13 protein-coding genes and 1 pseudogene are annotated in these 13,768 nt (G+C 70.7%); 3 read left to right on the top strand and 11 right to left on the bottom strand.

What is annotated here, in order from left to right:
* Positions 1 to 194: 194 nt before the first annotated feature.
* On the bottom strand, positions 195 to 446 hold the full coding sequence (locus tag ACZ4V6_RS05665; protein ID WP_467822766.1) for a hypothetical protein: 252 nt from the start codon (positions 444 to 446) through the stop codon (positions 195 to 197).
* Between the two features lie 200 nt (positions 447 to 646).
* Positions 647 to 865, bottom strand: coding sequence for a DUF6417 family protein (locus tag ACZ4V6_RS05660; RefSeq protein ID WP_467822764.1), 219 nt, complete (start codon positions 863 to 865; stop codon positions 647 to 649).
* 982 nt (positions 866 to 1,847) lie between these two features.
* Here ACZ4V6_RS05660 and ACZ4V6_RS05655 point away from each other — a divergent pair.
* Positions 1,848 to 2,717: a class II glutamine amidotransferase gene (locus ACZ4V6_RS05655; protein ID WP_467822763.1), complete on the top strand. Its 870-nt coding sequence runs from the start codon at positions 1,848 to 1,850 to the stop codon at positions 2,715 to 2,717.
* Between the two features lie 519 nt (positions 2,718 to 3,236).
* Here ACZ4V6_RS05655 and ACZ4V6_RS05650 read toward each other — a convergent pair.
* From ACZ4V6_RS05650 to ACZ4V6_RS05610, 9 genes and pseudogenes are all read right to left on the bottom strand, one after another.
* Positions 3,237 to 4,469 (bottom strand): cytochrome P450 family protein, encoded by a 1,233-nt coding sequence (locus tag ACZ4V6_RS05650; protein ID WP_467822761.1) that lies wholly within the window; start codon positions 4,467 to 4,469, stop codon positions 3,237 to 3,239.
* Positions 4,466 to 5,458 (bottom strand): amidohydrolase family protein, encoded by a 993-nt coding sequence (locus tag ACZ4V6_RS05645; protein ID WP_467822760.1) that lies wholly within the window; start codon positions 5,456 to 5,458, stop codon positions 4,466 to 4,468. Before ACZ4V6_RS05645 ends, ACZ4V6_RS05650 begins: the two co-directional genes overlap by 4 nt.
* Complete coding sequence (locus tag ACZ4V6_RS05640) at positions 5,455 to 6,342, bottom strand: NAD(P)-dependent oxidoreductase (RefSeq protein WP_467822758.1); 888 nt, start codon at positions 6,340 to 6,342, stop codon at positions 5,455 to 5,457. The genes ACZ4V6_RS05645 and ACZ4V6_RS05640 overlap by 4 nt, the downstream gene beginning before the upstream one ends.
* A complete protein-coding gene (locus tag ACZ4V6_RS05635; protein ID WP_467822757.1) occupies positions 6,339 to 6,677 on the bottom strand; it encodes an antibiotic biosynthesis monooxygenase family protein in 339 nt (112 codons plus the stop codon). The genes ACZ4V6_RS05640 and ACZ4V6_RS05635 overlap by 4 nt, the downstream gene beginning before the upstream one ends.
* Before the next feature lie 589 nt (positions 6,678 to 7,266).
* A complete protein-coding gene (locus ACZ4V6_RS05630; RefSeq protein WP_467822755.1) occupies positions 7,267 to 7,788 on the bottom strand; it encodes a DUF6010 family protein in 522 nt (173 codons plus the stop codon).
* Positions 7,785 to 8,081 (bottom strand): DUF3817 domain-containing protein, encoded by a 297-nt coding sequence (locus ACZ4V6_RS05625; protein ID WP_467823141.1) that lies wholly within the window; start codon positions 8,079 to 8,081, stop codon positions 7,785 to 7,787. Before ACZ4V6_RS05625 ends, ACZ4V6_RS05630 begins: the two co-directional genes overlap by 4 nt.
* Positions 8,082 to 8,083: 2 nt before the next feature.
* Positions 8,084 to 8,560, bottom strand: coding sequence for a DUF2269 family protein (locus ACZ4V6_RS05620; RefSeq protein WP_467822754.1), 477 nt, complete (start codon positions 8,558 to 8,560; stop codon positions 8,084 to 8,086).
* Positions 8,557 to 8,874 carry a hypothetical protein gene (locus tag ACZ4V6_RS05615; protein ID WP_467822753.1) on the bottom strand — a complete coding sequence of 106 codons (318 nt, stop codon included), beginning with the start codon at positions 8,872 to 8,874 and terminating at the stop codon, positions 8,557 to 8,559. Before ACZ4V6_RS05615 ends, ACZ4V6_RS05620 begins: the two co-directional genes overlap by 4 nt.
* Before the next feature lie 71 nt (positions 8,875 to 8,945).
* Positions 8,946 to 9,317: pseudogene (locus tag ACZ4V6_RS05610) on the bottom strand (hypothetical protein); the annotation flags it as partial.
* A gap of 197 nt (positions 9,318 to 9,514) precedes the next feature.
* Between ACZ4V6_RS05610 and ACZ4V6_RS05605 the strand changes: the two are divergent.
* Positions 9,515 to 10,453 (top strand): GlxA family transcriptional regulator, encoded by a 939-nt coding sequence (locus ACZ4V6_RS05605; RefSeq protein ID WP_467822751.1) that lies wholly within the window; start codon positions 9,515 to 9,517, stop codon positions 10,451 to 10,453.
* 724 nt (positions 10,454 to 11,177) lie between these two features.
* Complete coding sequence (locus ACZ4V6_RS05600) at positions 11,178 to 13,589, top strand: ADP-ribosyltransferase domain-containing protein (protein WP_467822750.1); 2,412 nt, start codon at positions 11,178 to 11,180, stop codon at positions 13,587 to 13,589.
* The last annotated feature ends 179 nt before the right edge of the window (positions 13,590 to 13,768 follow it).

Genomic DNA, 13,768 nt, shown 5'->3' with positions numbered 1-13,768 from the left:
CCTGCCACGACGCCCTCCAGGTCACCGTCATCTCCGCCCTGGACGTCGTCCACCTGGCGTTTGTACCCGCGACGAGCCGGGTCGGCGTTTCGCGGTCCAGTACGTCAGCGGTGTACCGCTGACGTACTGGACCGCACACCCGGTGACAGCAGACGCGATCAGGGAAGGCCTGGCGTTTTCAGGACGCAGGGCTTTCAGCGGGGGCCGCCGACGAGCAGTACTTCGCTGATGCCGCCCTCGCCCTGGCCTGCGATGCGGCCGTCACCGATCACGACGGGGACCCCTTGGAGCATCACGGCTCGTAGTGACCGCAGCGCCGCGAGGCCCACGCCGACGACCGGCGAGCCGAAGCCGGCCCTGCCGCGGTCGCCACCCGCTCCCACCGCGGCAGGGCCGACCAGGACCCCGGCCCCGCCCAGTGGCTGCCGCCCGCGGCCGATGGCCACTGTCGCTACGTCGCGGAACGGGTCGGCACCGAACTCCTCCGGGGCCTCACCACCGATCCCTCCGATCCCTCCGATCCCTCCGATCCCGCCGAACTCGTCGCCCTCCAGATCCTGGCCTCAGCCTGCCCCGGTCAGGGCGTCACCTGCGAGCCGGCCGCCTGACGACCGACCGGCACCGCGGCCGGGCGCCTCGGACCAGGTCAGTTCTCCGACGGGATACGCACCGCGATGGCCTTCGCCAGACGGACCGCCTCCTGCGACAGCGGCGCGCTCTCCTGCTGCACGCTCACCAGCAGGCCCAGTACGTCGTAGGCCTCGTCCAGCGTGAGCAGCGCCAGGCGTTCGGCCGTCCCCGTCGGTGCGGAGAGGATCTCCTCCAGGTCGCTGCCGTCGAGACTGATGCGCTCGTAGTCGTCCATGACCGGGCAACGTACCCAGACCCGCCACGGTCACACGGCACGCCGGGACATGCGTCAGCCCCGCCCGGGATCGTGCGCCGGGCGGGGCTGACGGTGGAGAGGTGTGGTCGTGGAGGGCGGTCGCCTACGCGGCGAGACGCTCTGCGGGGCTTCAGCCGAACGATCGTCCCCGCAGGCGAAAGGTGAGGCCCGGGGACACTGTCCCCTCCACGACCACGCTCCTCCCGACGCGCGCCTTCGCCTGTTCATTCCCGGCGCCGCAGACGATGGCGGGCCCCCGTCCCGGCTCGGGGGGGGATCCTGGACGGAGGCCCTACCTGAGTCTGACACCGAAACGGCCGGGCCGCTCGGCCCGCTCCCCGCATCGCGCTCGCCCCGCCCCGTCGCGCGGGCCGGGTCGGGCGCCTCGTCACCTCCGTCGTACGCTCGGCACTCGTGGCACGCGCCTTCGAAGGACTCGTGAAAGGTGCGGCGCGGCCGACGCCGCTCACGCCCGGGTCCAGCGGCTACGCGACCGGTACGGGCCGCCCGCCCCACACCGAGTGGTCCGAGCAGCGGTCCCCTCACCTTCGCGGGTTGGCAGCTTGGTGGCCGGGAACCCCGGAAGTCACCGCAATCGCGCGGAGAGGACGGAACGCGTATGGCCGTGAAGCATCTGCGTGAGGGACGGGACCTGGAGATCAACCCGGTGTTCCGCCCGGGGACCCATCCGTGTGCCCCTGGTACGCGTCGCCTGACGGCAGGATGAAACCGGACACCACCTGTCAGGTCGTCCCGGCCTGGGCCGAACCCCAGGCCCGCCGGCTCCGGCACGAACCTCTCCGCGACGACGGGGCCGGTGGCTCTGACCGCGGTGCCGAGACCAGGAATCCCCGCACGCCGGGACGCCACCGACCACCAACGACCACCCATTGCCGGGCACCGGCCCGTGCGCGTCTTCGCGGGAGACGGGCCGGCCGCCCGGCGAGCAAGGAGGAGAACGATGTGCCGTCTGTTCGGTCTCAGCGGTGCTCCGCGGCGCACCACCGCGACGTTCTGGCTGTTGGACGCCCCCGACAGCCTCAGTCGGCAAAGCCACAAGGACCCCGACGGCACCGGTCTGGGCTACTTCACGGCGGACGGTGCCCCGCACGTCGACAAAGCACCGATCGCCGCCTACCAGGACCGCGCCTTCGCCGAAGAGGCCCGACAGGTGGAATCGGCCACCTTCGTCGCCCACATACGCTACGCCTCCACCGGCAGTCTGGACTCCCGCAACACCCACCCCTTCGAACAGGACGGGCGGTTGTTCGCGCACAACGGCGTCATCCAAGGCCTCGACGGACTCGACGACCATCTGGGCCAGGACCGCTCCCTGGTCAAGGGCGACACCGACTCCGAACGGTTCTTCGCCCTGATCACGCGGGAGACGAGGGAACGCGGCGGTGACGTCGCCGCCGGCATCGAGCACGCCGCCCGGTGGATCTCCCAGAACCTGCCGGTCTACGCCCTCAACCTCGTCCTCATCACTCCCGAGCATCTGTGGGCGCTGCGCTACCCGGACACCCACGAGTTGTATGTCCTCCAGCGCCCGGCCGGCGGTCAGCACGGCAGCAGGCATCTCGATCACAGCGGCAGTCAGGGGCGCATGCGGGTGCACTCCGCGCACCTGGCCGACCACCCGGCCGTCGTCGTCGCCAGCGAATGCCTGGACGACAATCCTCACTGGCGCCGGATGGAGCCGGGGGAACTTCTCCACGTCGGTCCCGACCTGCACACCACTCACCGTGTGGTCCTGCCCGACGCCCCGGCGCACCGGCTCGGCCTCGACGACTTGGACCCCGGCGCCGCTGCCTCCCAGAAGGCCGCCTGATGCGGCTCGCCCGGCATTGAACGCCGTCCAGCAGGACGAAGTCCACCCCGGTCCCGCGTAGTACCTCCAGCAGGCCCGGCACTCGTTCGGCGAGCGGGTGGACGACCGCGCTGGTGCAGGCGTGGACGGTGGACTCGCCGGCCCCGAACCCGGCAGCGATCTTCGCCGGGGTGGTGTGCCCGCGCGGGTACACCAGCGCCGCCATCGCGCCGAGACGGGCGGAGCTTGCAGCACCGGTCGCCCCACGGGTGGCGATGAGCATGATGGTCCGCTCCACGAGCACACCGGACAGACCGACTGCGGCAGGACGGACGACCGACGAGGCCCCCAGGCAGCGTGATCGAGACGTCGGACATCTCGGTCGACGAGCCCGGGGACCTCGCTCGTTGCGGCTCGCGGACCGTCACCTGATCGGTGACCGGCGGTGGAACGGCCGAGGGCCGGCTCCCCGGGTGGGGAGCCGGCCCTCGGCGCGCTGTGCGGCGATGGTGCCGAGCTGGACGGTGGCCGGGCTGCCGGTCACTTCTGCGGGTCGAGCACGACGGGCAGTTCCGCCAGGCCGCGGAAGGCCGGGAAGGGGACTTCCAACCACTTCGGCCCGGCTTCGGGAGCGGCCGGAGCGATCCTGGGGAACCGGCCGAACAGGCTGGTGAGGGCCAGGTGCATCTCCAGCCGCGCCAGTGGCGCGCCGAGGCAGTAGTGGCTGCCGTGGCCGAAGCCCAGATGCGTGCTTTCCGGCCGGTTCACGTCGAATTCGTCCGGGGCGTCGAACTTCCGCGGGTCGCGATTCGCCGAGAGGAGCGAGATCTGCACCAGTGCGCCCTTGGGGATCCGCGTGCCGCCGATCTCCACGTCCTCGGTCGCGAACCGGAACGTAGCGCTTTCCACCGACCCCTCGTAGCGCACCAGTTCCTCCACCGCGGGGCCGATCAGTTCCGGGTTCTCCTGAACGGCCTGCAGCTGTGCGGGATGGGCCAGGAAGTGGTGGACGGCGTTGCCGATGAGGTACGCGGTCGTCTTGTGGCCGGCGAACATCAGCAGGAACGCCGTCGAGATCAGCTCGTTCTCCGTGAGACCGCCGTCCTTGTCCTGGGCCTCGGCGAGCGCGCTGAGCAGGTCGTCACCGGGGCGTTCGCGCTTGCGCGCGACGAGTTCGGTGAAGTAGGCGTGCAGGTCCTCCTCCGCCTTCTGCTGAGCCTGTCTGGCTTCCTCGGTGAAGCCTGTCTGCGCCACCGTGGTGGACAGGTGCTGCATGTGGTCCTGTTCCTCGGGCGGCACGCCGAGCAGTTCGCAGATCACGGTGATCGGCAGGGGGAACGCGAACGTGGGCAGCAGGTCCAGCGGTTCGCGGGTGGGGCAGGCGTCGAGGAGCCGGTCGACGATCGCCTGGATCTTCGGCCGCAGCGCCTCGACGCGGCGCGGGGTGAACTCGGCGCTGACGAGTTTGCGCAGCCGGGTGTGTTTGGGCGCGTCGGCGTTGAGCATGTTGTCGTCCAGCGAGACCGACGAGTCGCCGAAGATTCTCCGGTAGGCGTCCATGGCCCCGTACATGTCCTTGCCCAGCCGGGGGTCGGAGAGTGCCGCCCGGGCGTCCTCGTACCGGGTGATCAGGTACGTCTCGATGCCGTGCGGCGGCCTCATCGGACAGACGGGCGCCGTGTCCCGGAGGGCGGCGTAGACCGGGTGCGGGTTGCGCCGGAAGTCGGCGGTGCACTTCTCGGCCAGGGTGACGGGGTCCTGTGTGGTGGTCACGGGCGGCTCCTGAGATCGAAGAGGGCCTCGGCGTTGCCGCCGAGGATGAGCTGCTGGGACGCCTTGTCCAGGGGCAGCTTCTCGACCATGCGGATGAGGTCCCCCAGCGGCGCGGACAACGGCGGCGAGTCGCTGCCGAACAGCATCCGCTCGGGCCCCAGGACCTCCGCGTTGAGACTTAGGTGCGCGGGGCTGGACGGGCTGGTGTCGACGTACATGCGCCGCAGGGCCGCGACGGGGTCGGCCGACGGCGGGACGGAGGGCGGCGCGGCGGGGGCCGCCGGCCGGGCGGCCGGGGCGGCGGAGGGCGGCGCTCCGCCGCCCCAGTGCCGAGGGCTCGCCGCCGTCTGCAGGCGCTCCGGCAGCAGCGCCATCGCGCCGCCGCCGGTCGCGCCGATCAGCCGCAGGTCCGGGTACTTGTCCAGCCATCCCGCGAACGCGATCATGGCCATGCCCAGGGTGACGTCGCCGAACCGGCCGATCTGCTCGACGAAGCCGATGGTGTCCACCTTCTCCGTGCCGGCCGGTTCGGCCGGTGCGTGCACCAGGACCGGGACTCCCGCCTCCGCGGCCAGCGCGAAGAAGGAGTCCGCCCGCGGCGAGCCGAGCAGCTCGCCGTGGACGCTGGACGTGGTGATCAGACCGACGAACGCGGGGTCCGCCAGGGTCTCCCGCACCCCTTCCAGGTGATCGTCGTCACCGAACGGGTTGGCGTAGACGTACCCGCGCAGCTGGTCCGGGAACTGGGAGATCAGTCCCGACATCCAGGCGTGGAAACCACGCAGCCGGTCACGCGGCTGCTTGTAGTTGTCCACGCCCGGGACCCGCGCCATCGCGCCGGCGCCCACCGGGCTGCCGATGATCGTGAGGTCGATCCCGGCCTCGGCGCGGGCCGCGAGCATGCCGTCGACGTCGGTCAGGCTCGGGGGCATGGGGAAGCGGCCGGCCGCCTGGGGCGGGGACAGATGCCCGTGGATGTCGATGATCATGTGTGGGTTCCCGGTTCCGGTGTGAGCGCGCGGATCACCGCGGCACAGTCCTCGTCGCCGAGCCCCTGTTCGGTGGCACGGGTGTGGGTCTGTGCGGCCGCGCTGGTGAGCGGAAGGCGCAGGCCTGCCGCGGTCGCCTGTTCTGTGGCGAGCATGAGGTCCTTCGCCATCAGGCGCAGCCGGAAGTCCGGCTCGTCGAAGTGCTCGGTGGCCAGGCGCCGCGACTTGAACGACATGACCGGCGAGGCGAAGCCACTGCCCGCGATCGCCTTGAGGACGAGCTGCTTGTCCAGGCCGCAGGCGGCCGCCAGTTCGGCGGCCTCGGCCATGGCCTGCACCTCTATCCCCATGAGGAGATTGAGGAGGAGCTTCATCCGCATGCCGGAGCCGAGTGCGCCCAGATGGACGACCTCCTTGCCCAGCATCTCCAGCAGGGGCCGGCCGGCGGTGAAGACCCGCTCCTCGCCACCGACGAACAGCCGCAGTTCGCCGTCGCGGGCGTGGTCGCGGTTGCCGAGCATGCCGACGTCCATGACGGAGGGCGCGTCGTCGGCGAGGCGGACGACTTCCTCGGGAGCGACGGTGCTGGCGCAGATCAGCGCGCCGGGGTAGGTGCCTCTGGACAGGACGCCGTCCGGGCCGCGCAGCACGGTTTTGAGGGCGTCTCCGTCGGCGACGGTGCAGATGACGGCGCTTGTGCCTTCGGCGGCCTCGCTGGGGCGGCCGGCGCCGACGGCGCCGGCCCGGACGAGTGGTTCGGCCCGCTCGGGGGTACGGTTCCAGACCCGCACGGGTATGCCTTTCGCGAGCAGGCGTGAGGCGAGGCCGGCTCCCATCGTGCCGAGGCCGAGGACGGCGACGGGGCCGTCGGTGGTGTGCGTCATGACGTCTCCTTCACGGTCTCCTTGACGACCCGGAAGCGCAGTGACTGCGTCGAGTCGACCCAGTTGCGGAGCGGGGCCACCAGTTCCTGGTGGTCAGCGCTCTGCTGCCAGGCGAAGAAGTGTTCGGGGGTCTCCCACTCGCTGGTGATCACCCAGTGGCGGGAGCCGTCGACCGGCTCTCCCAGTCGTTCGACGATGTGCCCGGGGGTACGAGCGACGGATTTCCGCATCTGCTCGTACATCTCCAGGAACCCTTGCTCGCCGCCCTCGATCACACGGACCGCGAAAACGACGGACAGCCTCTCGGCCGTCTGGCTGCTTTGAGCAGTGCCCATGTCTCCTCCTGATGGTGAGATCTGGTAGGACACGCTTTCCAAGAACTCATGGGCCGAGTGACGACGCAACTCCAATGGGTGCACGGGCCAGGCGGGAGAAGGGCCGTGCTCTGTCGGTTGACCCATCCGGGTGTACGGGGAAGGGCTCCGGGCGAGGCGGATCCGAACGCGCGCGTGGAGACGGTGGATCGACGGGCCGCAGTTGTTCCCGATGCGGGCCGTCTCCTCCTCGGCACCGTGCCGACGGTGCGCTCGCTCGGACCGGTCCGTGGCCGGTGTGCACGAGCCGGGCAGGGCTTCACCGCTGCCGCCCCGGCACCGTCCGGATCAGTCGCATCACCTGTCCGCCGGTCGTCGAGGTCCGGACGGACTCCCCGTCACCTGCTGGAGGTGTGGCGAGAACCGGTGGCGCGACACTCGCCTGAGCGCCGTCACCGACCCGTGATCGTCAGGCAGGTGGAGTGCGGAGCACGGAGACGACCGCGACTGGCGTAGCAGCTCATGCGCCGCAGGGCTCCTCGCACAGCACCGCAGGATGAGCGACAACGCGAAGCCGGCCGTGTCTTCCTGGAACTGCTCCGCACCCTCTTCATGTCGTCCTCGGGCGGCGTCCGGACCTCGATCGGGTCTTCCGGTTCCCGGTCCGTCCGTCAGATGCCGGTGCGGTCCGGTCAGGAGGGGCGGAGACGTGACCGCGTGCGTGGTCCGCTGTCCGGCCGGGCCTGAATGCGCGGCGGACGAGCGTGATCAGGGACGGGCCTCCACGGAAGCACCACAGGGCGATGACCGGATCACAGATGGCACATGCCAGGGATGAGTCGTGGTGGAACGGCAGGATCGCATTGCCCTTGAGGTGGTGGGCCACGTCCCAGGCCGTGTGGAGCAGCCAGCCGACGCCGATGAAGGTCCAGGAGCCCAGGCCGCGGTAGGCGACGTAGGCCATGAGTGCGACGAACGGGAGTTCCCACGGGCCGAACCCGCCCCCGCTCAAATAGGCGGCGCCGGCTCCGCTCACCATGATCGCGTTGAAGTGGCGTCGGTGCGGTTCTTCGATCAGGGACATCAGCAGGCAGTAGACGATGCCGACGATCACCGGTGACACGAGGTTCATGAGGAGATGACTCCTTCCTCCCGGGGGCGGGCCGGGTCGCCCCGGTCGAGCCGTCGCAGCGCGAGCAGCCCGCCGGCGCCCGGCACGAGGACCAGGGCCTTGACGGCGGCCCGGGCCTGCTTGAGGCGCCAGGTCGTGATCACGACGAACAGATAGGCGCAGCCGTGGGTGGGGCCCGTCAGGGACGAGACGGGCTTGAGGTGGACGGTGAACACGTTGGCCAGCATCACGATCAGGGAGATCAGCTCGGCGTGGGCCGCGATGCGCAGGTGAGGCGCGGATCCAAGGTGCATGATCACGCCCCGGTGGTGGAGCCGGGACGGATGACCATCAGTACGGTGACGGTGGCCCAGAGGAGGTTGAAGATGCCGGTGACCATGGCAAGGCGGCCCGGGGGCAGGGAAGTCGGCGCCGGCGGCTGCGAGGCTGAACCCGTCGTCTCGGCCAGAGCGCTTTCCTGGGCGGGCAGGATCAGGAGGGCCAGTACGCCGGCGGCCGTCGCGGTCAGCAGGATCGAGGCGATCAGCCAGGCGTCGCCGAGGACACCGAGACTGCCGGCTGTGGCGAAGCCGAAGAGGGGGACCGCGATGCCGACGCCCGCGTAGATCCGGCAGATGCGGTGCAGCGTCCGCAGAGTGGTGCGGGCGTCGTTGTCGTCGGAGTCGCCGTGGGCGCGGCGCAGCGTTGCGGGAAACATGCTCGCGGCGACGGTGACCGGGCCGACGGCGATGATGGCGGCCAGGACGTGCAAGGACAGGAGAATCTTGGTCACGCCTGGTGCTCCAGAGTGGTCCGGTGTCCGCCGGTGCTCTTCGAAGACGGAAGACGGCCGGCCTCGGAGGTGCCCTGAAGGGGGTCGCCGTTCACTGTCACGTCGCCTGCCGTGTTCAGCCGCACGGGCTCGGCGGTGTCCTGCTTCCAGGTGGGTCGATCGCCGGCGCGGGCGAGGTCGGCGGGTGTTACTTCCTCGTCGGCTCCGTGAGTGACGCCGGCCAGGACGCCGTCCTGCCCACGGAGTTCGACCACGGCCTTGATCTTGTCGACCGGGGCGGAGACGGACAGCTTCCAGGTGCCTTCGACGGGCATGCTGATGTTCTTCCTGACTGTGCAAGAGGGGAAAAGGGGGGAGGGATTGATCTGCGAAAGGCCGGGGCCCGGAGGGGGGCGGGCGTCAGTCCCCGCGCGCGCCGGACGGCGCCGCGCCGCTCGTGGGAGAAGAGCTCTTCGACGGCGTGCGCGACGCGGGGCCCCTCTCGCGCTCCAGTGGGTACGGGCCCAGAACGAGACCGGAGATCACGCCGACGCCGGTGGTCTGGTCGTCGTTCACGATGCGGGCGCGGACCGCGTGGGTGCCGTTGGCGTGCAGCGTCAGTCCTCCGGCGCCGCTGACCGTCCCACGGGGCCCTCCGTGGTGACCGGTTCGGCGGTCACCGCGCCGCCCGACGCCGAGCCGCCGGCGTGCGGCACCTCGTAGGGGCGGCGGCATCGAGCGGGTCGACGCCGTCGAGCAGGGCGACCTGGATGTGCATGGATGTTCCTTCGGGGCCGTTCTCTCTCGGGACGCTCCGAAGTCAACCGGCTTTCCGCGAGCTCGCCCAGTGGCACTAGTGACAGGCTTCAACGGGATAGTGCCAATGCCTTCTCGGCGGGGGTGGACTGCGGTGACATGGGACTTCCGGAGTACCGGTCCGGATCCGCCAAGGTGATGGAGAGGTAGGTTCTGGCCATGCATACGGTTGCCGTTCTCGCGTTGGATCAGGTGATCCCGTTCGACCTGTCCACCCCGATCGAGGTCTTCTCCCGGACCCGCCTGCCCGACGGGCGGCCCGGTTACCAGGTCCGCGTGTGCGCGGAGCGCGACGAGGTCGACGCCGGAGCCTTCACCCTGCGCACCCCCTGGGGACTGGAGGGCCTTCAGGGCGCGGACACGATCATCGTGCCGGGCGTCACGGATCTCACTGCCCCGCTCCCTCCCGCCGTGCGCGACGCGCTGCGGTCGGCCGCTGCCGACGGCACCCGGATCGCCTCCGTCTGCGTGGGCACGTTCCCCTTGGCCGCCACCGGGCTCCTCGACGGGCTGCGCGTCACCACCCACTGGCGCGCGGCCGGACTTCTGGCCGCCACCCACCCGGACGTCGACGTCGACCCGGACGTCCTCTACGTCGACAACGGCCAGTTCCTCACCTCGGCCGGCGCTGCCGCGGGTATGGACCTGTGTCTGCACATGATCCGCCGTGACTACGGCTCGGCCGTCGCCGCCGACGCCGCCCGCCTGTCAGTGATGCCTCTGGAACGGGAAGGAGGACAGGCGCAGTTCATCCTCCACGACCACACGCCCACACCGCAGGGCTCCGAGCTTGAGGTGCTGCACACATGGCTACGGGAGAACCTGGCCCGCGACCTCACCCTCGCCGACATCGCCGAGCGGGCCGGGACCAGCACCCGAACCCTGATCCGACGCTTCCGCGACCAGACCGGTACCACCCCGCTCCAGTGGCTCCACCGGGCCCGCGTCCGCCAGGCGCAGCACCTGCTGGAAACCACGGAGCACTCCGTGGAGCGCATCGGCCATCAGGTCGGCTTCGGCTCAGCCACCGCCTTCCGTGACCGCTTCAAACGCACCACCGGCGTCAGCCCGCAGACCTACCGGCGCACGTTCAGCTGAACCGGTTGCCCGGAGCCGATGCCCACCCGGTCACCGAGGTTCTCGGGTTGTCGTCGGGTGGTGACGGTTCATGATCCCCGCGGTGTGCCGGTGGTGTGCGTCGCCCGGAGGGCGGGGGCCTGACCGTCGGGTGCCGGGCATTTCGGGAGCAGGCCCGGTCCCGGGCCGGTGAGAGGTTCGCGGCGGGCCGGAAGACCGCGGTGGCCGCGAGGGACCTGCGGGTGAGTGTCCGGTCGGTGGAACGCCGGCGCCGCGCCTGACGCGGGGACGGCACGGATGCCTTGCGTTCTGCGGACCCGGCCCGCCCTCCGACCGTCCCCCCATGCCCAGTCCGCCGTAGTCGAGGAGGTACTCGGCAGGGGCCCGGCAGCGCGCGGTTCCACCGCTGAGCGTCGGACTTCTGCCCGGGTCCCACCGCCGGGACGGCGCGAGCGGCTGCTGTCCTGCCCCGGAGCGGCACGCCCGCCTGGCCCTGAACGGTGATCGGCCTACCGTCGGCCGAGAGAGGGCTCGGTCTCGCGCTCGATGTCCCCGCCGTGCGACTGCGTCGGCGACGAGGGCCCCGCCCGCGCGGGAAGCGATCCGCCGCGACTCCAGCTGTCGGTCGCTGTGATCACCTGCGCGGCATGACGGCAGGTCACAGGGGTCTCGGTGGAGTCGCGTTGTCAGTGGTGAGCGCTACGTTCGAGGTCTTGGAACCGCTGTTGCACGACAGGAGTGGATGATGACCGAGAGCAGTGTGCTGCCCGCGTTCAGGGTGGTGCTGACGGACGTCAACGAGCGTGTGGTGGAGGCGTGGCGCGCCGCGTTCGCCGACACGCCTGGCATCGAGATCCGCAAGGGCTCGATCCTCGACGAGGACGTCGATGCCTGGGTCACCCCCACGAACTCCCGGGGCCGGATGGACGGCGGGGTCGACGCCGTCATCAAGCGGTACCTGGGGTCCGGCATCCAGGTGCGCGTCCAGCGGGCGATCCGCGACCGGTTCGCCGGACCCATGCCGGTGGGCAGCGCGGTCTGCGTGCCGTCCGGCGCAACCGTCCCCCGGTACCTGATATCGACGCCGACGATGGTGCGGTCCTCACAGAACGTGAGCGCCACGCTGAACGTGGCGCTGGCGTGCGCCGCGGCTTTCCAGGCCGTCCACCGGCAGAACCGGAAGAAGCCGGGCAGCATCCGGTCCGTGGCGCTGGTCGGGATGGGAGCGCAGACCGGCCAGGTACCGGCCCGGGTGTGCGCCAATCTGATGTGGACCGGCTACACGCTCTTCCACGACCACTGGTTCGAGGACGACGACGAGCTCCGGTCCACGATCATCTCCCAGCTCCACGGGATCGAGGACGCGCCCGTCGACCAGCGGGTGCGCATCGTGCCGCCCGCGGCCGCCGTACCCGTCGTCCCCGCACCGGTACCCGAACCCGCCGCTGCCGCTCCCTCCACCACCCCCTCCTCTCCTTCTGCCACGACGAGCGAAAGCGCCTCCGCCATGACCGGATCGACGACCGGCGTCCCGGCTGCGGCCCATCCGCCGCAGCCCCTCCCCGACACGAACGATCCCCTCGCCCTGACCGAACTCTTCGACGGCGGCGGCGAGGCCTGGCTCCCGCTGCTGAAGCCGGTCATCGAGGCACAGCCGGACGCCGCACGGTTCATCGGGAAGGACCGCGGCCACGAGGTGGTCCCGGTCCGCGAGCTGACGTTCCAGGCTCTCAAGCCGAACCCGCCGCACAAGTGGAAGGTCGTGGTCTTCGGCCAGAACCCGTACCCGCGGCCGGAGAGCGCCACCGGCATCGCCATGTTCGACAACACCTTCAGCGACTGGAAAGACAGCCGGTTCGGCCGGGTCGTCAGCATCCGGTGCCTCATCAAGGCGGCGGCGATGTGGAAGTACGGCATCGCCAAGAAGACCCCGATCGCCGACGTGCGGGCGCTGCTCGAGGAGCGGGACACGGTGCAGCCGCCGGAGTGGTTCCAGGCGATGCTGACGCAGGGCGTGCTCCTGCTGAACGCATCGCTGACCGCGAGCGGCGACGGGGCGATGGGCGCCGACCAGCACACGGCGTTCTGGCGGCCGGTCGCCGAGCGGATCGTCGAGGAGATCCTCAAGGCCAAGCAGGACGCGCCCGAGGAGGACCGCGGGGTCGTGTTCGCGTGGTGGGGGGCACACGCCCGCAGCCTGAAGCGGGCCGTCCTGCGGCTTCAGCAGAAGTACCCGGACGTCGAGGTCCGTCATCTCGACCATGTGAATCCGGCGGCCCAGGGTGACGTCTTCTGCGGGGGCGACCACTTCGCCCAGGTCAACGACGCCCTGGCCTCGCTGGGCGCCGACCGCATCGACTGGCTGCCGAGCAAGGGGTGGAACGTGCCGGCGGCCGGCGTGGGCGGTGCGGGCGGGGGTGACTCGGCGCGCATGGGCGCTTTCATCCAGTCGACCATGAACCTGCACCAGCTGTACCTGGAGCGCCTCACCAGCGTCAAGGACGAGGGCCTGGTCCTGCCCGCGATCACCGGTGTCTTCGACACCCCGCTGATGGACTTCCAGGAGGCCGTCGCCCCGGTCTCCGCGGCATTGTCCGGGCTCGCCGGGCACATCCGGCGCTCCCACGACTTCGGCAAGCAGCGTGCGGACCAGGCGGCCGGCGGCGGCCTGTCGGCCGACGCGATCGCCGCGCTTCATCTCTACACCTGTGAGTCGGCCTTCTACCGCGAGATCAACAGCGTTCTGCGCTCCCCCGACCGCACCAGGGTCACGCCTTACCTGCCGTACCTGCGGCTGCTGTTCTCGGCGGTCTCGGAGCTGCCGGCGTACACGCAGCCGTTGTGGCGCGGGGTGTCGCTGGACCTTCGGACGCAGTACCCGGTGGGCCGGACGGTGACCTGGTGGGGCGTCTCCTCGTGTACCTCCGAACTTAAGGTGGCCAGGGCGTTCTTGGGCAGTCGCGGCAAGCGGACCCTCTTCGAGGTGACCCCTGCCCGGGCGGTCGGGATCAAGAGCTTCTCCGCCTTCACCGGAGAGGAGGAGTACATCCTCACCCCGGGTACCCAGCTCAAGGTGACGGAGGTGAAGAGCTTGTCCCGCGGGCTGTGCACGGTCCGGCTGAGCGAGGTCACCGACGTCACCCCCGTGGTGTCCTGAAGCACCTCCCCCCACGGTGGCCACGGTCGTGGTCACCCGGAGCATGTCTCCTCGACGAGTGGGGCGGTTGGCCGGACGCGTCTGTCCAGTTGGTGATCACTGAGGTGATGTGGGGGGCGGACTCGGCTCAGCGCCGGACGGGTAGCCCGGCGCTGAGTCACGCAGGTGCCGGGGGGGCT

Source organism: Streptomyces sp. NPDC029152 (assembly GCF_055564355.1).
The sequence above is the reverse complement of the archived record's forward strand: the minus strand, read 5'-3'. Positions and strand labels throughout refer to the sequence as shown.